The 16,625-nt window shown below is 69.0% G+C and carries 14 protein-coding genes and 1 pseudogene; 9 read left to right on the top strand and 6 right to left on the bottom strand.

Annotated features, from left to right (window positions below; genetic code table 11):
* Positions 1 to 34 precede the first annotated feature (34 nt).
* From IT882_RS14630 to IT882_RS14615, 4 genes are all read left to right on the top strand, one after another.
* Entirely contained in the window at positions 35 to 616 is a 582-nt protein-coding gene (locus IT882_RS14630) for a TetR/AcrR family transcriptional regulator (RefSeq protein WP_195692448.1), read from the top strand.
* A gap of 101 nt (positions 617 to 717) precedes the next feature.
* On the top strand, positions 718 to 2,103 hold the full coding sequence (locus tag IT882_RS14625) for a glycine--tRNA ligase (protein ID WP_195692447.1): 1,386 nt from the start codon (positions 718 to 720) through the stop codon (positions 2,101 to 2,103).
* Between the two features lie 141 nt (positions 2,104 to 2,244).
* Complete coding sequence (locus IT882_RS14620; protein ID WP_195692446.1) at positions 2,245 to 3,255, top strand: ATP-binding cassette domain-containing protein; 1,011 nt, start codon at positions 2,245 to 2,247, stop codon at positions 3,253 to 3,255.
* On the top strand, positions 3,252 to 4,070 hold the full coding sequence (locus IT882_RS14615) for an ABC transporter permease (protein WP_195692445.1): 819 nt from the start codon (positions 3,252 to 3,254) through the stop codon (positions 4,068 to 4,070). The genes IT882_RS14620 and IT882_RS14615 overlap by 4 nt, the downstream gene beginning before the upstream one ends.
* Positions 4,071 to 4,082: 12 nt before the next feature.
* Here IT882_RS14615 and IT882_RS14610 read toward each other — a convergent pair whose 3' ends face one another.
* Both IT882_RS14610 and IT882_RS14605 read right to left on the bottom strand, forming a co-directional pair.
* Complete coding sequence (locus IT882_RS14610) at positions 4,083 to 6,344, bottom strand: ATP-binding protein (RefSeq protein ID WP_195692444.1); 2,262 nt, start codon at positions 6,342 to 6,344, stop codon at positions 4,083 to 4,085.
* Positions 6,345 to 6,965: 621 nt separating this feature from the next.
* Complete coding sequence (locus tag IT882_RS14605) at positions 6,966 to 7,532, bottom strand: HhH-GPD-type base excision DNA repair protein (protein ID WP_195692443.1); 567 nt, start codon at positions 7,530 to 7,532, stop codon at positions 6,966 to 6,968.
* Between the two features lie 59 nt (positions 7,533 to 7,591).
* Between IT882_RS14605 and IT882_RS14600 the strand changes: the two genes are divergently transcribed.
* The 5 genes and pseudogenes from IT882_RS14600 to IT882_RS14580 all read left to right on the top strand — a co-directional run bounded on the left by IT882_RS14600 (position 7,592) and on the right by IT882_RS14580 (position 11,114).
* Complete coding sequence (locus tag IT882_RS14600; RefSeq protein ID WP_195692442.1) at positions 7,592 to 9,064, top strand: protoporphyrinogen/coproporphyrinogen oxidase; 1,473 nt, start codon at positions 7,592 to 7,594, stop codon at positions 9,062 to 9,064.
* Complete coding sequence (locus IT882_RS14595; protein ID WP_195692441.1) at positions 9,061 to 9,447, top strand: hypothetical protein; 387 nt, start codon at positions 9,061 to 9,063, stop codon at positions 9,445 to 9,447. The genes IT882_RS14600 and IT882_RS14595 overlap by 4 nt, the downstream gene beginning before the upstream one ends.
* A gap of 1 nt (position 9,448) precedes the next feature.
* Positions 9,449 to 9,850: a phage holin family protein gene (locus IT882_RS14590; protein ID WP_195692440.1), complete on the top strand. Its 402-nt coding sequence runs from the start codon at positions 9,449 to 9,451 to the stop codon at positions 9,848 to 9,850.
* The gene (locus IT882_RS14585; protein ID WP_195692439.1) at positions 9,840 to 10,115 is read left to right on the top strand and encodes a hypothetical protein; all 276 of its coding nucleotides are present in this window, start codon (positions 9,840 to 9,842) and stop codon (positions 10,113 to 10,115) included. Before IT882_RS14590 ends, IT882_RS14585 begins: the two co-directional genes overlap by 11 nt.
* Before the next feature lie 199 nt (positions 10,116 to 10,314).
* A pseudogene (locus tag IT882_RS14580) lies at positions 10,315 to 11,114 on the top strand (uroporphyrinogen-III synthase).
* Here IT882_RS14580 and cofC read toward each other — a convergent pair.
* From cofC to cofG, 4 genes are read right to left on the bottom strand one after another with little or no spacing between them, the layout of a single operon-like run.
* Positions 11,087 to 11,743, bottom strand: coding sequence for a 2-phospho-L-lactate guanylyltransferase (gene cofC / locus IT882_RS14575; RefSeq protein ID WP_195692438.1), 657 nt, complete (start codon positions 11,741 to 11,743; stop codon positions 11,087 to 11,089). The pseudogene IT882_RS14580 and the gene cofC sit on opposite strands and share 28 nt — an antisense overlap.
* On the bottom strand, positions 11,740 to 12,753 hold the full coding sequence (gene fgd, locus IT882_RS14570) for a glucose-6-phosphate dehydrogenase (coenzyme-F420) (RefSeq protein ID WP_195692437.1): 1,014 nt from the start codon (positions 12,751 to 12,753) through the stop codon (positions 11,740 to 11,742). The genes cofC and fgd overlap by 4 nt, the downstream gene beginning before the upstream one ends.
* Positions 12,750 to 14,222, bottom strand: coding sequence for a flavin-containing monooxygenase (locus tag IT882_RS14565; RefSeq protein ID WP_195692436.1), 1,473 nt, complete (start codon positions 14,220 to 14,222; stop codon positions 12,750 to 12,752). Before IT882_RS14565 ends, fgd begins: the two co-directional genes overlap by 4 nt.
* On the bottom strand, positions 14,219 to 16,603 hold the full coding sequence (gene cofG / locus IT882_RS14560; protein WP_229382164.1) for a 7,8-didemethyl-8-hydroxy-5-deazariboflavin synthase CofG: 2,385 nt from the start codon (positions 16,601 to 16,603) through the stop codon (positions 14,219 to 14,221). The genes IT882_RS14565 and cofG overlap by 4 nt, the downstream gene beginning before the upstream one ends.
* Positions 16,604 to 16,625 lie beyond the last annotated feature (22 nt).

Here is a 16,625-nt window from a genome sequence, read left to right as displayed (position 1 = left end):
ACGAGGGGGTGCACCCCGCAGTGAGGCGGCGCGCGTGGCGATTCTGAGCGCGACGGCGCGGCTGTTCGTGAAGAAGGGCTTCTCGCAGCTGAGCATCGAGGGAATCGCGGCCGAGGCCGGCGTCGGCAAACAGACCATCTACCGCTGGTGGCCGACCAAGAGCGACCTCGTCGCCGAGGCTCTCATCGAAGGCATGCTCATGCCCGGGCATCTCGAACCGCGCTTCGCCGGCACGCTCCGCGACGATCTCGTGCACTGGATGCTCCGCGTGCTGGCGTTCGTCGACGATCCGCAGTACGACGAGATGCTCAAGTCCCTGCTGGCGGCGGGCGCGACCAATCCCGCGATCGGCGCGCAGATCCGAGACCGGCTGGGTGCGGATGCCGGGCTCGCGTATCGCCTCGAGAACGGCGCGGCAGAGGCTGGACTCGGGCGTCGCATCGAGAAGGGTATTGCGGCGGGCGAGCTCGCGGCCGATGCGCCGATCTCATCGATCATCGAGCTCCTGACCGGGGCTGTCGTGCTGCGGGTGGTGGCGCGTTCGGCCGCCGATGAGGGCGAGGCTGAGCGGCTCGTCGACGTGGTGCTCGGCCGGTACGCTCCGCCTGCACGCTGACCGCCGCGGCTTCACCTCGCTGCTCAGTAGAATTGGGGGAATCGGCATCGCCGGTTTCGCGCGATCTGCGCACCCGCCCCACAACGACCATTGGAGCCACCGTGGCCGAGCAGTCCCGCCTTGACAAAGTGATCGCCCTCGCCCGCCATCGCGGGTTCGTCTTCCAAGCGGGCGAGATCTACGGCGGCTCCCGCTCCGCCTGGGATTACGGTCCCCTCGGGACTGAGCTCAAGGAGAACATCCGTCGCCAGTGGTGGCAGACCTTCGTGCGCGGCCGTGGCGACATGGTGGGCCTTGACTCCTCGATCATCTTGCCCAAGCGCGTGTGGGAGGCATCCGGCCACGTCGCGACGTTCACCGACCCCCTCGTCGAGTGCCTGCAGTGCCACAAGCGGTTCCGTGCAGACAACCTCGTCGAGGACTTCGAGGCCCGCAAGGGGCGGGTCGCCGAGAACGGTCTCGCCGACGTTCCCTGCCCCAACTGCGGCACGAAGGGCCAGTACACCGAACCCCGCGCGTTCTCCGGTCTCGTGAAGACCTATCTCGGTGTCGTCGACGACGAGTCAGGTCTGTATTACCTCCGCCCCGAGACCGCTCAGGGCATTTTCGTGAACTTCACGAACGTGCTTACCGCGAGCCGCAAGAAGCCGCCGTTCGGGATCGGTCAGGTCGGAAAGGCGTTCCGAAACGAGATCACCCCGGGGAACTTCATCTTCCGTACCCGCGAGTTCGAGCAGATGGAGATCGAGTACTTCACGCCTCCCGCCGAGGCGCCCGAGTGGTTCGATCACTGGGTCGAGGCGTGCTGGAACTGGTTCACTGACCTCGGCATCGACCCCGACAACATGCGGCGCTTCGATGTTCCCGAAGACGACCGCGCGCACTACTCGGCAGGCACGATCGACGTCGAGTACCGCTTCGGTTTCCCGGGCAAGGAGTGGGGCGAGCTCATGGGGGTCGCCAACCGCACCGACTACGACCTGAAGAGCCATGCCGAGGCATCCGGACAGAGCCTGACCTACTTCGACCAAGCCTCGGGTGAGAAGTACACCCCGTATGTCATCGAGCCCTCGTTCGGTCTGACGCGCGCAATGATGGCCTTCCTCGTCGATGCCTATCGCGAAGAAGAGGTGCCCAACGCCAAGGGTGGCACCGATACCCGCACCGTCTTGCGGCTTGACCCGCGTCTGGCTCCCGTCAAGGTCGCCGTCCTGCCGCTCTCGCGCAACGAGGCACTCTCGCCGCTCGCGCGAGGCCTCGCCGATCGCCTCCGCGGTCACTGGGCCGTCGACTTCGACGATGCCGGCGCGATCGGCCGTCGCTACCGCCGACAAGACGAGATCGGCACGCCCCTGTGCGTCACGGTCGACTTCGACTCCCTCGACGACGACGCTGTCACGGTTCGTGACCGCGACACGATGGCCCAGGAGCGCGTGCCGCTGGCGAACCTGGACGCCTACCTCGGCGAGCGCCTCGTCGGCGCCTGACCTGTTCGATCACTCACCTGTCAGTGGCTGTCAGTTGCTGACAGCCGCCGGTGTCGCCGTGACAGCGGCAGTGCCCGCGTGACAGCGGCATGACGGTGGGGTACCTGCACTGTGGGATCAGCCACAGAAAGGCAGATACCCATGACAGACACCAGAGTTGCCGTCGAGGCGCGCGGCCTCGTGAAGTCGTTCGGCACGAATCGCGCCGTCGACGGCGTTGACCTCACCGTCGAAGCGGGCACCGTCTACGGGGTCCTCGGACCCAACGGTGCCGGCAAGACCACGACGATCAGCATGCTCGCCACGCTCTTGCGCCCTGACGGTGGTCAGGCAGAGATCTTCGGTCACGACGTCGTCGCAGAGGCGCACATCGTTCGCCAGCTCATCGGCCTCACGGGACAGTTCGCCTCGGTGGACGAGAAGCTCTCGGCCACCGAGAACCTCATGATCTTCTCCCGTCTCCTCGGACTTTCCCGGGCCGATGCGCGAAAGCGATCAAAGGAACTCCTGGAGAGGTTCGGGCTGACGGATGCCGCCACGCGCCCCCTCGCAAAGTTCTCGGGCGGGATGCGGCGACGGCTTGACCTCGCGGCTTCGCTCATCGCCCAGCCGCCGCTCATCTTCCTCGATGAGCCCACGACGGGCCTGGACCCCCGCACGCGCGGCCAGATGTGGGACACGATCCGGGACCTCGTTTCCTCCGGGTCCACCGTGCTGCTGACGACGCAGTACCTCGACGAGGCTGATCAACTCGCCGACCGCATCGCCGTCATTGACCACGGCACCGTCGTTGCGGAGGGTACGGCCCAGCAGCTGAAAGCATCCGTTGGCCAAGCCTCGCTCATCATGCGCCTCCGCGACGGGTCCGACATCGCCCTGGCCCGGGAGGTCGTCCAGCGCTCTCTCGGGGTCGAGGCTGTCGTCTCGCCCGAGGCTGGTCGCATGACGGTGCCGATGAGCGATCCCGATCGGGTCACCGACCTGCTCGTCGCCTTCCGCGCTGACGGGCTGCACCTCACCGAGTTCAGCGTGCAGCAGCCGACCCTCGACGAGGTCTTCCTCGCGATCACCGGCAAGGGCATTCCCGAAGAAGACGTCGCGGCCCACGAAGCTGCCGTCGCAGAGAACGAAAGAGAAGGAGTCCGCGCATGAGCACGATCACTCACCCGGCGCTTGCCTCCCGCGGAGATCTCCGCAATCACGCGGGTGTCGGGCAGACGCTGCGCAACACCGTCACGATGGCCGCGCGGAGCCTGATGAAGATTCGTCGCACCCCCGAGCAGCTCATCGACGTCACGCTCCAGCCGGTGCTGTTCACCGTGATGTTCGCGTTCTTGTTCGGTGGTGCGATCTCGGGAAGCATCGAGGACTATCTGCCGATCCTCATCCCCGGCATCCTCATGCAGACGGTGATCATCGCCTCGGTGACCACCGGGGTGCAGCTGCGTGAAGACATGGACAAGGGCGTGTTCGATCGGTTCCGCTCGCTCCCGATCGCCCGGATCTCGCCCCTGTCGGGGGCGCTGCTGGCCGATACCGTGCGCTACGCGCTGGCGACGACGATCACGTTCGCCACCGGGTATGCGATCGGATTCCGCGCCGCCGCCGGACCCTGGTCGCTCGTGGCCGCCGGCCTCCTGATGATCGTGACGGCCTGGTCGATCAGCTGGATCTTCGCGCTGTTCGGTGTGACCGCGCGCTCGGCATCCGCGGTGCAGGGGATCTCGTTCCTGGTCCTGTTCCCGTTGACGTTCCTCTCGAACGCCTTCGTGCCGGTGGATACCCTCCCGGACTGGATGAAGTGGCTCGCTGACAACAACCCGCTCTCGCACCTGGTCACTGCCGTGCGCGGCATCGTGAACGACGGAACCTTCGGTGCGGACGGCTGGATCACACTGGTGAGCGCCGCCGTCATCGTCGCGATCTTCGCGCCGCTGACCGTCCGGGCATACATGCGCCGCGCCTGAGCGGGCCGCGCCTCACTCCAGGAGCGTCCGCAGCTCCCGCAGTGCAGGGGCGTCGGGATCCACCGTGATCGCCGGCGCCCCGTGCCTGCGCAGGTCGGCGCGCAGGCGCACCAGGACTGGGTCGGTGTCGTCCGTCGCCCCGCGGAGGGAGTCGGATGCCGCCAACGCCCACGCGGCTCGCTCGGGGTCGCCGCTCGCGGCGTACCACTGCGCGACGGCAGCGATGACCTGCGCGAGTACCGGCCGGTCGCCGATGCGTTCCGCAGACGGCATGGCCAGGAAGAGAGCCTCGCGCGCCTCCGCGACGCGCTCCAGCAGCAGCAGCGCCTGCGCTCGCCGCACGTGCGCGAGAACCGTGAGCTGCTCCGGAAACGGCCGGGGTGGTTCGGCCGGCGCCTGATCCAACGCCTCCAGGGCTGCCTCGCCGTTCGCGTCCGCGATCTCCACCCACGAGCGGATGTGGGCGATTTGGAACCGTGTGCGGTCGCCGCCGTCGGCATCCGAGATGCGGGCGAGCTCTTCCACCCGGGCGCGAGCCTCGGGGATTCGGCCCAGCCGAGTGAGAATCGTGATCGCTTGAGAACGCTGCTGGATGAGATCCCACGCGGAGGCCAGACCCTCCATCCCCGCGGTCGCGTCATCGAGAACCGCCAGCGCCTCATCCAGGTCACCTCGGAGCATGAGCCACTCCGAGCGCAACTGGCTCATCATCGCGATGGCCCACGGATCTCCCGTGCGGTGCACGGCCGGCAGCGCCCGGGCCGTCGCGTTCCCGAGAGTGACGAGGTCGCCCTCGTTCTCGGCCGCCGCGGCTCGAAGACCGTCCAGGATCGCCACGCTCCACTCCGGCGCACCCGTGAGTGAGGCTGGATCGATGGCGATGAGGCCCCGTGACCAGGGCGTCCAGCCCGTGGACTGCTTCACCGTGCGGACGAGACCGGGAAGCAGTGCGGCTGCCACGACGCTCATATCCGACGGATGCTGCGCCGCGGCCGCCGCGATCCGCTCCGCCGTGGGCAGGAGGTCGCGAAGATCAGAGGCATCCGTATCGACACGAAGGGCCTCGAACACCTGCAGGATGAGTGCCGCGGCCCCCACAATCACCTGTGGTTCCGAGGCGAGGTCGGTCGCGCCGCCGCCAAAGTTCGCGAGCGCCGCGCCCAGCTCTGGAACCCGTTCCCGCAGGAGCCATACCCAGAGCTGGCCGCGCGTCAAGAGCACGCCCACATCGAGGGCTCCGGTGGCTGCGCACCACCGGGCGGCAGCCACGAGGTTGTCTTCGTTTGCATCGAACCAGGCGACGGCCTCTCGCACCCGTGGTCCGCGAGTCAGCGCGTCATACGTCAGTGCACGCTGCGCCATCACCTCGGCATGGCGGCGGCGGGCGGCATCCTCGCGTCCTGCCTCGCGCAGGACTCGCATCCCGTACTCGCGCACGGTCTCCAGCATCCGGTACCGACCGTCCACACGGTGCAGGAGCGAGCGGTCCAGGAGGGCGTCGATGTCAGCGCGCGTGATCTCGAACGACTGCGTCACTTCCTCGAGGTCGTCGACGCCGATCCCATCGGCAAAGACGGATGCCGCCAGGGTCGCCTCGCGCTCGCCGGGCGAGAGGGTCTCCCAGCTCCAGTCGATGAGCGCCCGCAGTGTTTGGTGTCGGCGGTCAATGCCGCGCGCCGTGCTCTGCAGGAGGGCGAAGCGGTCGTCCAGGCCCTCTTCGATCTCGGCAATCGTGAGGGTGCGGGCCTTCGAGGCGGCCAGCTCGATCGCGAGGGGTAGCCCGTCCAGGCGTGCGACGATGCGCGCTGCCGCAGCGGCTTCGTCGGCGACGGGTTCGGAGCCGCGGGCGGCTCGGATGCGGCGGGCGAACAGCTCCCGTGCGTCGTCAGTCGGGAGCGGCCCCACCTCGACGAAGGCTTCACCGGGGACACCGAGGGGTTCTCGACTCGTGGCGAGGACCCGCACACCCGGAAGGGCACGGAGGATCTCTATGGCGACGTCGGCCGGTTCGCCCGCCAGATGCTCGCAGTTGTCGAGCACGACAAGCACCTCGCGCCCGCTCAGGGCGACCAATGACCTTTCGCGTGCGGTGGTGGGCGCAGTGTTCACGTCGCTGACGCGCATCCGTCGCCCGAGCGCCCCGTCGAGGGCATTCCACACGTCGCCGCGCGCCACCGGAGCCAGTTCGACCAGCAGGGCCCCCGGCCACGCTCGCGCCGCTTCCACGGCGAGCGTCGTCTTCCCCGCTCCACCGGGCCCGAGCACAGTGACCATGCGCTCGGTTGAGAGCTGGTGGGCGATGAGCTCGAGCTCCTGAGCGCGTCCAACGATCGAGGTGAGGGGGCGGGGAGGGTCCCGTCCAGGGCTGCTGACGTCGCGGCGCCGTGGTCCCGCAGCCGGAGCGCCAGAGCGCGGTCATCGTCGAGGTCTTGGCGGACCCAGGCGAAGGCGTCCGAGGGTATCCATGGATCGCCGATCCACAGGTCCAGTGCTCGCTGCGCGAGGGCAGCCGAGGTCACCGGGTCGGCGCGGCGGGCGTTCTCGACCAGATCCTGGAAGTGCGTGAGATCGACGGCGTCGCGGGGCACCGCGAGGCGGTAGCCGCCCGGTGCAGCCAGGAGGACCCCGTCGGGCAGCTCGCGTCGCACGCGCGAAGCCAACGACTGCAGCGAGGCACGGGGATCCTCGGGGAGATCCTGGCCCCAGACATCCTCGGCGAGCGCTCGATACGAGACGGTGCTGCCGGCATCGATCGCGAGCCGGAACAGGAGTGCCTCCTGCCCGCGTCCGCGCACGACGACGGGACCGTCGTCGGTCTCGACGGCGAATCCGCCGAAGAACGTCACGCGCACCTTCACACCCTAGGACGCGCGGTCGCCCGAGGAGTCGCCGCCATCAGCCCTTCGCGGCGGCCTTCATCGCCTTCTTGTGCTCGCGGACCTTCGCGAGTGACTCCGGGCTCGTGATGTCGGCGACGCTCCGGAAGGCGCCGTCCTCGCCATAGGGAGCTGATGCCTCGCGCCATCCGTCGCCGTCGAATCCGTACTGCTTGCCCAGCAGGGCGAGGAATATCTTCGCCTTCTGCTCGCCGAAGCCCGGGAGCTTCTTCAGCCGGCGCAGGACCTCGGCGCCGTCGGGGTCGCCGCTCGTCCAGATCGCGGCTGCGTCGTCATCCCACTCGGTCGCGACGGCGTCGCAGAGCGACTGCACGCGTCCCGCCATCGATCCGGGAAAGCGGTGCACGGCGGGGCTTTCGCGGAAGACCTCGACCAGTTTCTCGGGATCGTAGGTGGCGAGGGTGGATGCCGAGAGCTCACCGGTGCGCTCCTGGATCTTCTTCGGGCCTGTGAAAGCCGTCTCCATCGCGATCTGCTGATCCAGCAGCATCCCGATCAGCAGGGCCAGCGGGTCATCCGACAGCAGGCGATCGGCGGCGTCGTCGCCCGTGATGTGCAGCTCCATGGCACCAGTGTTCCATGGGCGGTCGCCGTCGACACAGGCGGATGCGGGAGGATGGAGAAATGGCCGAATCCGCGTTCGAGAAGCTCGTCGCCCACGCGCGGTCGGAACACGTCGTCGTCGTCGGCGGCGGTATCTCGGGCCTGGTTGCTGCGCTCGACTGCGCGAAGATCGGAATGCGGGTGACCGTGCTCGAGGCATCCGACCGTCTCGGGGGCGCCGTGGCGGCCGCCGAGGTCGCGGGCTGTGAGGTTGCACTGGGCGCTACCGGGTGGTCGACGCGCGGCGGCGCCGTGGACGAGCTCGTCGACGAGCTCGGACTAGCGGGCGAGGTCGTCGAGCCGGTCACTACGGATGTCTGGGTGTCGACGCCGACGGGGGTGCTGCCCTTTCCCCCCGAGACCGTTGCGGGAATTCCCGCCAACCCGTGGGACCCGACGGTGCGCCGCATCATCGGCTGGGGAGGGACGTGGCGTGCGTATCTCGACCGGCTGCGGCCTCCGCTCACGATCGGGCAGGAGCATGACTTCGGAGCGCTCGTGCGTCGCCGGATGGGAACGGCTGTTCACCAACGACTCGTCGCCCCGCTCACTCGCGGACGCTACGGTCTCGATCCGAGCGCTGTCGATGTCAGCGCGATCGCCCCGGGTCTGAGTTCGGCCCTGACGCGCACGGGCTCGCTTGCCGGCGCAGCCGGAGAGCTCAGTGCTGCGGCCGCTGAGAGCGATGAGCCACCGATCCGCGGGTTGGCCGGCGGTATGACGCGCCTCGTGGACACTCTCGCGGCTCGACTGCGCGACTACGACGTCACCGTCAGGACCGCGGCTCGGGTATCCGGGCTTGCTGCCGCGGGCGACACCTGGACGGTGACCGTCGACGCGGATGAGGATGCCGGTGAGCTGTCAGCGGATGCCGTGATCCTTGCCACGGGAGCCGCAGAGGCCGCTCGCCTCGCGCCGCTGAGCGTCCCGGAGATGCTCACGCGTGAGCTTGTTCAGGACGTCGTCACCCTTGTGGCCTCGGCGCCGCCAGCCGAAGAGCCCCGCACCACCGTGTTCGCCGTTGACTCCGACACGGCACCGGTCGTCGCCTCTGACGAAACTGCCCGGTGGGGTGCGGCAGGCTCGGGTGTGCGGATCGCTCGCGTCACGTACGGCGACGGTGACACCGCAGGCCCGCTCGCGGCGCTTTCTGACGATGTCGCGTGCGAGCGAGCTGCGCGTGACGCCGAGGCGATGCTCGGGTTCCCGGCCAGTGAGATCGTCGGCGCCCGGCGAGACCGCTGGGTGCAGCCGCCCAGCGCTGTCCTGCGCGGGCGCGACGAGGCAGTGGAAACAGTGCGGAGGCGGGTGGAGCGGATCCGCGGTCTCGGCCTGGTGGGGGCGTGGGTCGCCGGTCCGGGTCTCGCGCGCGTCATCGCGCGCGCACGCGAGGAGGCTGAGCGGCTCCGTGTCAACCTCCTGTGGGGTGTTCATGCCGATGGCGTTACGCTGGAACCAGACCACCCGCTCGACAAGCGTGAGGAGACCCCATGAGGGGCAAAGCAGGACTCGTCGTCGGACTCGCCGTGGGCTACGTGCTCGGGTCGCGTGCCGGTCGGCAGAGATACGAGCAGATCAAGTCGCAGGCGCTGAAGGTCTGGAACCTCGAGCCGGTGCAAAAGCAGGTGGGCAAGGCCAAGGACTTCGCGAAGTCCAGCGCGATGGCGCTGCCGAGCACACTCTGGGACTCGGCAGTCAAGGTCACGAAGGCGGCGACCTCGAAGGGCACGGCCGGCGAGCGCCTCGACGCCGCCGTGCAGGCAGGCAAGGAATCTGTGGATGCCGTGAGCACCACCGCAGACACGTCGGCCGAGGCGGTCAAGCAGGCTGCCGACGAGGCAATGGACGACATTGCCAAGGCCGCCGGCAAGGAGTGACATGGCCGCCCCTCGAGAATTCCGCGATCGGGCCAATGACTCCCTCCTGACGCTGCTCGGCGAAGTTCCTGAACTCATCCGGAACCTCATCGTTGCCGAAGTCGAGGCTGCCAAGGCCTGGGTGCGGCAGGCGGGCAAGGACGCCGGGATCGGCGTCGTGCTGTTCCTCGTCGCACTGTTCGTGCTGTTCTGGTCTCTTCCGGTGTTCGGCACGTTCGTCATCGCCGGGCTCTCGTCCTGGTGGCCGGTGTGGCTGTCAGCACTCGTGGTGTTCGCTGCCCTGCTCGTCGTGACGATGCTTTTCGCGCTGCTCGGCGTGCTCAGGTTCCGCAAACTCACCCGTAGGCGCAACCCCGCCAGCGCCGTCGCCCAAGACATCAAGGAGATCCGCGATGAGCTCTGAGATCGGCGTTCCCCGCACAGCCGTGGACCTGTCTCTCACGGACCCGGTCGAGAAGGCTCGGGCTGAATTGAAGGCGGCACTAGCCGCCATCGAAGACAAGTCCAACGTTCCCCGGCAGCTCTCGAAGGCCACGGATCGCGCTGTTGTGAAACTGCGCCGCTTCTCGCGGGAGCACCCCGTCGCGACCGTCACTCTTGCCGTCGTGAAGGCGGCGGCTGTGGGCGCTCTGGTGTGGTGGGGCGTCAACTCGTACGTCAACAAGTAGCGCCGCAGCAACCACGAGGTGACCATCTCGTGACCTTCTGCCCGCGACATTGCGCGAGCGAGGGGCTATGCTCGGACAACAGGCAGCGCGATGATGCGGAGGCTGCCGACGACGTGGGTGACACCGTTTGCTACCCGAGGTGACACGTCGGTCGGCTGCTCGAACGTCGGGCGGTCGACTCCGCATCGATGAGTCGATCATGAACCGAGCACCGTCAGAGACCGCCGCCAAGCCACTGGCCGGGTGGCGTGTTCTGGTCCCCCGAGGAGGCCCCTGGGGTGACTCCGTCGCCGCAACCTTGCGTCGGCAAGGGGCCGTTCCCGTCATCGCGCCGCTGATCAACTTCGCGCCCACGACGGACCACACCGAACTCGAATCTGCCCTGGCCGCACTGGCCGAGGGTTCGTTCGACTGGGTCACGCTCACCAGCGCGACCACGGTGGATGTGCTCTATGCGTACCGCGCCGTCATCCCCCGCAGACGAAGGTCGCCGCCGTCGGCGAAACGACAGCGGCGGCGCTCCAGGCCGTCGGATATCGGGTCGATCTGGTTCCCGAGCTCGACAACTCGGCAGCCGGGCTCGCCGAGGAGATGATCGCGCTGGAGCCCGAACCGCGCGACATCCTCACCCTCCGCAGCGAGACGGCCAAGCCCGTGTTGACCGGCAGGCTCACCGACGCCGGACATCGGGTGCGCAGCGTCGTCGCCTATCGCACGGTGGGCGTGCCGGTCACAGAGCGGATCGCCCACGATGTGCGCAGCGGCCGCATCAACGCGATTCTCATCACGAGCGGCTCCGTCGCCGAGCAGGTCCGCGAGCAGTTCCCGCAGATTCCGCCCTCGACGGTGATGGCGGCGATCGGGCCGCGTACTGCCACCGACGCTCAGGCCGCGGGGTTGACGGTGGACGGAGTCGCTGACCGCCAAACCGTGGAGGCCCTCATCGAGGTCGTCGCTCGGTTCCCGCTGCTTTACGCGACAGACGAAGCGGCACCCTGACCGGAGCTCGACGCCACAAGCGCAGCGGTCCGGATGCCGAGGCCCAGTTGTGCGGCTTGGTGAAGCTGGTCGAGAGTGTCGACGTCGCGGCGCACGCTCCAGACGGCGGGCCCCGCTGACGTGGTGCCGAGATCGGGTGTGAGATCGACGAACCCTGCCGCGCGGTGCCGGGCGAAAGAACCGTCCCCGAACAGGGGGTAGATCTCACCGGCCGTTGTCCGGGCGATGAGGGTCGTGCCAGTCCCCTCCGCATCCGGTACAGCCGCAGCCTGGTGCCGTGATGCGGCGTCGAGGACGGCGTCGAGATCCGCGGCGCGAAGCGCGGGAAGGTCGCCGAGCATCGCTGCGCGCGGGGCTACAGCATCCGTGACAGCGAGCCCCGCCCGCACGGCGTCGTTGAGACCGCTGCCAGGGTCGGCGACGACGAGGCAGTCGTGCGCGACCGCGTCAGCGATCTCGGCGTCCGCGGTCACGACGATGACCTGAGATACGGCACGGCACGCGTGGGTTGCGGCGATTGTGTCCAGTCCGATGGCGCGGGCAAGCGACTCGCGGTCGACCCCCGGCACCGCGAGGCGGCTCTTGCCCCCGCCCCCGCGCACCGGGATGACGATGCTCCAGCCGGTCACGGGTCCAGACGTTCGCGAAGCCGGGGCAGGATGTCGCGGCTGTAGCGCTCGATGAACGCCGCCTGGTCGTGCCCGGGGTCGTGGAACACGAGGTGTCGGAAGCCGCGCTGGGCGACCTCAACGATGCGATCGACGTGTTCGTCGGGGTCGGACGAGACGATGAACCGCTTGGCTACCCGCTCGATCGGCAACTCCGCCGCGCGTCGCTGCATCTCGATGGGGTCATGGATGCCGACCTTTTCGTCGGGGCTGAGCGCGAGGGGTGCCCAGAACCGGGTGCGTTCGAGTGCCTCATCGGGATCGGGGTCGTAGGAGACCTTCACCTCGATGAGCGTGTCGATGTCGTCGCGCGTGCGGCCCGCCTTCTCGAGGCCTTCATCGAGCGCGGGGAGCAGCGTTTCGGTGTAGAGGGCGGGATCCTTGCCGCTGGTCGTGATGAATCCATCGGCGATGCGGCCGGCGAGACGCGTCGCCGCCGGTCCTGCCGCGCCGATGTACACGGGCACGGGGGTTTCCGGGCGGTCGTAGATCGTGGCATCGCGCACCTGCCAGAACTCGCCCTCATAGGTGACGCGTTCGCCGGTCCACAGCTTGTCGAGGAGCGTCAACGCCTCCTTGAGGCGCCGGAAGCGCTCGGGCGGCTCCGGCCAGGGGATACCGAGGGTCACCTCGTTGAGGGATTCGCCTGTTCCCACCCCCAGGATGACCCGTCCCGGGTACATCACGCCGAGCGTCGCGAACGCCTGGGCGACCACACCGGGGTGGTAGCGGAAGGTGGGTGTCAGAACCGAGGTTCCGAGAAGGATCCGGGACGTGCGGGCACCCACGGCGCCGAGCCACGGGATCGCCGCCGGGGCATGCCCGCCCTCGTGCATCCACGGCTGCAGGTGGTCGGAGACGAAGACCGAGTCGAAGCCCGCGTCCTCGGCATCCACGGCGAAGTCAGCGAGCTCGTTCGGTCCGAACTGTTCGGCGGATGCCTTGTATCCCAGGCGGATGGGGATCGTCATGGCGTGGTGCTCCTTTCGGTAGCGGGTTCAGCCAGGAATTCGCTGCCATCGGCCCCGCGCAGCTGGTCGCGAAACTGGGCCACGGTGCCCGGCCACAGCAGCGTGAGACGGCCTGAGCGCTCATCGACGTACCAGTTGCGGCATCCGCCGGCGACCCACGCGGTGTCGCGTGAGCGCCGCACGATCATGCCGGTGTATGCCTGCTCGACGGCCGGGTCGGGGCGCAGGGTCGCAGTGGCAGGGGCAGCGGCGATCGTTCGCGCGGCATACGCGGCCTGCTCCTCGAGCATGAGGATGGACGAGTTGTGGCCGAGGGAAGCGTTGGGGCCATTGAGGATGAACAGGTTCGGGAACCCGCTGACGACCGTGGATAGCGCCGATGACATGCCGGTTGCCCAGTGCTCATCGAGAGAGATGCCGTGCTCGCCCGTGACGAGATCGGCGTAGGGCTGGCGTGTCGCGCTGAACCCGGTGGCAAGCACGATGGCGTCCGCGGCGTATCGTCGCCCACTCGCGGCGACGAGCGTGTCGCCGTCTGCACGGGCGAGTGCCGAGGGCTCGAGCGTCACGGCATCCGAGGCTACGGCGGGGTAGAAGTCATCCGAGAGCAGCACGCGCTTGCAGCCGAACGCGTAGTCGGGGGTGAGCCACTCCCGCAGGGTCGGGTCCGATACCTGGGCGTGCAGATGCGCCAGGGCCTGGTCGGTTGCGGCAGCTGCGGCGGCGGCATCGCCCGCCCGGGATGCGTGACGTGCTTCGCCCTCCCGGAACAGATCGTCGCGCAGCGCGGCGAGCACCTCGGGCTGGGAGGCGAAGCGGGTACGCTCGGCATCCGTGTACGTCCTGCCGCCGCGGGGAAGCACCCACGGCGCCGAGCGCTGGAACAGGGTGACGGCTGCGCCCCGGCGAGCGAGCTCGGGAACGAGCTGCACACCGCTGGCACCGGTGCCGACGACGGCGACGCGTGTGCCGGCGAGCTCAAGGCTCGGATCCCACCGCGCGGAGTGAACGACCGGGCCGGGGAATGTCGCGAGACCGTGGACGTCCGGCACCGCTGGCTCGGTGAGTCTCCCGCACGCGAGGATCAGCATCCGCGCCCGGAGCGCGCCGCCGGTTGTCTGTAGCTCCCACCCGCCGTCGTGCCAGCGGGCTTGGTGCAGGGCGGTGTCGAACCTGATGCTGCGGTCGATTCCCGCCACCGCGGCGACCCGCCGGAGGTAGGCCTGAATCTCGGTTCCCGGCGCGAACTCCCGTGACCAGTGCGGCCAGGGATGGCGCGCGAGAGCGTAGAGGTGAGCCGGCACATCGCAGGCGACACCGGGGTAGGTGTTCTCACGCCAGGTGCCGCCCACATCGCTGGCTCGCTCGAGGATCACGACGTCGGTCACCCCGGCCGCCTCGAGCTCCATCGCGGCGGCCAGGCCCGCGAAGCCCGCGCCGACGATGACGACCTCGTACTCGGGTGTCATCGCATCTCCCGCGTGCGGTTGCCGGCAGCGTCGTGAGCGCGCGGCGGGGTGGGGCGGGCATCCCGGTAGTCGGTGGTGCGCTGCCGGAGGGGTCGCAGCAGGTGCCGGGCGATGCGCTCGGCCTCGGGCAGCGGCAGTTCGCGCCCGTGCTCCACGCCGGCACGCGGGAGGATGCGGCCATCGAGCAGCGTGCCGCCGAGGTCGTCGGCGCCCGAGCGCAGAAGCACCGGAATGGTTGCCGCGTCCAGGCGCGGCCACGGCACCTGAATGTGCGCGATCGCTCCCGACAGCAGCAGTCGCGACACGGCGACCATCGCCCGATGCTCGTCGATCGGTGACCTGCCTTCGACGAGCGGAACTCCGAAGCCCGGGAGCGGGATCGGGACGAACTCGGTGAACCCGCCAGTCTCCAGCTGCAGGCTGCGCAGCGTGCGCAGGTGCGAGATCCGGTCGGCGGCGGACTCTACGTGGCCGTAGAACAGCACGGATGTCGAGCGCAGCCCCGCCGCATGCGCGGCGCGGATCGCGGCGAGCCAGTCCGCGATGGGGATGTCGGTGGGAGCGACCCGCTCGCGGATGCCGTCATCCAGAACCTTGACGCCCGTTCCCGGCACGGTGTCCACACCCGCATCCCGCAGCGCGCGGTAGGCCTCGTCGATCGAGAGTCCGCTGCGGGTCGCGAAGTCCCAGGCATCTTGCGGGCGGAAGGCGTGCAGGTGCAGCGTGGGCGCGGCATCCTTGACCGCGCGCGCGAGGCCGAGGTAGGCATCCGCATCGGTCGGGATGACGCCCTGCACGCAGAGTTCGCTGGCCCCGAGGTCGGCGGCATCCCGGGCGATCTCGGCAACCTCGGTCAGTGTGAAGGTGTCGCGGTCGGGGCCCTCGACGCGGACGCTGGCGCGTAGTCCCGTCGTGGTCAGGTTGCGGTTGACGACGACGCTGATCGCCTCGCCGACCGTGTAGCGTCGCACGTCGTCTGCTGCGCTGGTGAGCGCGTCGAGGTCTGCGCCGGTCGCCGTCAGCAGCCGCGCCCAGTCCTCGTCGGCGAGCGATGCGGGGTCGGTCGCGGCGTCTGTCGCCAGAGCCGCGACCGAGCTGGCTCGCGAGCGGCGTGCCGCGCTCGCTGTGGAGGGCGTGGCGAGCGTCGGCGCTGCCAGTCCGGAGACCGGGTCGGCGAGGGCTGCTACCGCAGCGTGCAACTCCGGAGCGATCCAGGTCGCTGCGGCGTGCACGTACTCGGGGTGGGCGGTCAGGCGCTCGCGCAGTTCGAATCCGAGCTCGGCTGTACGCGCCGCCAGATCGTCGAGGTGCGGCCACGGGCGCTCGGGATTCACGTGGTCTGCGGTGACCGGTGAGACGCCGCCCCAGTCATCCGCGCCGGCACGCACCAGAAGCGCGAACTCGGTCGGGTCGCTGAGGTTCGGCGGCACCTGGATGCGCGCGTTCGCGCCCATTGCCAGGCGCGCTGCGGCCACGGCTGCGGTGTACTCCTCGAGGTCGGCATCGGCCGCATCGCGCATTGCCGTGCCGGGCTTCGCGCGGAAGTTCTGCACGATGATCTCCTGCAGGTGCCCGTACCGGCGCTGTGCGTCCCGCAGCGCGAGAAGAGACTCGGCCCGGTCGGTGATCGTCTCACCGATTCCCACGAGGATGCCGGTGGTGAACGGAATGCGGTGGATGCCGGCATCCTCGATAACCCGAAGCCGGAGGTCGGGATCCTTGTCGGGGGAGCCGTAGTGCACCTGTCCCGGGGTCTCGAACAGGTCGCGGGATGTCGTCTCGAGCATCATGCCCATCGACGGCCCGAACGGGCGCAGGCGCTGGAGTTCGTCGGCACTCATGACGCCGGGGTTCAGATGCGCGAGCATGCCTGTCTCGGTCGTGATGAGGTTCGCGACGTACGCGACATAGTCGAGGGTCGAGGCGAAACCGTGCTCGTCGAGCCAGCGGCGAGCCTCGGGCCACCGCTCCTCGGGGCGATCACCGAGCGTGAGGAGCGCCTCTTTGCAGCCTTGGCGCTGTCCGGCCCGGGCGACGGCGAGCACCTGTTCCGGGCTCATGAACACCGGCTTTCCAGCGCGCTGCAGCTGCCCCGGGGTGTCGACGAAAACGCAATAGTGGCAGCGGTCGCGGCACAGGGTCGTGATGGGGACGAACACTTTGCGGGAGTACGTGAAGACGCCCGGGCGCCCAGCCTCGCGCAGGCCGCGGTCGCGCAACGCGCCGGCGACCTCGAGAACGGCATCCAGCTCCGGACCCCGCGCGCTGAGCACCGCGACCAGATCGTCGCGGCTGAGGTCGTCGCCCGCATCGGCTCGTGAGAGGGCATCGTCGAGGCTCACGGCAGCGGGGCGAGTCGGTGTTCGGTTGAGCGTGCCCACCACCCCAGTGTCGCACCGTCGC

The sequence above is a fragment of the Microbacterium schleiferi genome (assembly GCF_015565955.1).
Lineage (GTDB): Bacteria > Actinomycetota > Actinomycetes > Actinomycetales > Microbacteriaceae > Microbacterium > Microbacterium schleiferi_A.
Note: the sequence above shows the minus strand (reverse complement) of the source record. Positions and strands in the feature narration are given on the sequence as shown.

Excerpts from the sequence above, each read along its gene's own strand:
- IT882_RS14590 (WP_195692440.1), top strand. The coding sequence starts at position 9,449 with ATGGCCGCCCCTCGAGAATTCCGCGATCGGGCCAATGACTCCCTCCTG.
- IT882_RS14620 (WP_195692446.1), top strand. The coding sequence starts at position 2,245 with ATGACAGACACCAGAGTTGCCGTCGAGGCGCGCGGCCTCGTGAAGTCG.
- IT882_RS14565 (WP_195692436.1), bottom strand. The coding sequence starts at position 14,222 with ATGACACCCGAGTACGAGGTCGTCATCGTCGGCGCGGGCTTCGCGGGC.
- IT882_RS14610 (WP_195692444.1), bottom strand. The coding sequence starts at position 6,344 with ATGGTCACTGTGCTCGGGCCCGGTGGAGCGGGGAAGACGACGCTCGCC.
- IT882_RS14595 (WP_195692441.1), top strand. The coding sequence starts at position 9,061 with ATGAGGGGCAAAGCAGGACTCGTCGTCGGACTCGCCGTGGGCTACGTG.
- IT882_RS14605 (WP_195692443.1), bottom strand. The coding sequence starts at position 7,532 with ATGGAGCTGCACATCACGGGCGACGACGCCGCCGATCGCCTGCTGTCG.
- IT882_RS14615 (WP_195692445.1), top strand. The coding sequence starts at position 3,252 with ATGAGCACGATCACTCACCCGGCGCTTGCCTCCCGCGGAGATCTCCGC.
- fgd (WP_195692437.1), bottom strand. The coding sequence starts at position 12,753 with ATGACGATCCCCATCCGCCTGGGATACAAGGCATCCGCCGAACAGTTC.
- IT882_RS14600 (WP_195692442.1), top strand. The coding sequence starts at position 7,592 with ATGGCCGAATCCGCGTTCGAGAAGCTCGTCGCCCACGCGCGGTCGGAA.
- IT882_RS14585 (WP_195692439.1), top strand. The coding sequence starts at position 9,840 with ATGAGCTCTGAGATCGGCGTTCCCCGCACAGCCGTGGACCTGTCTCTC.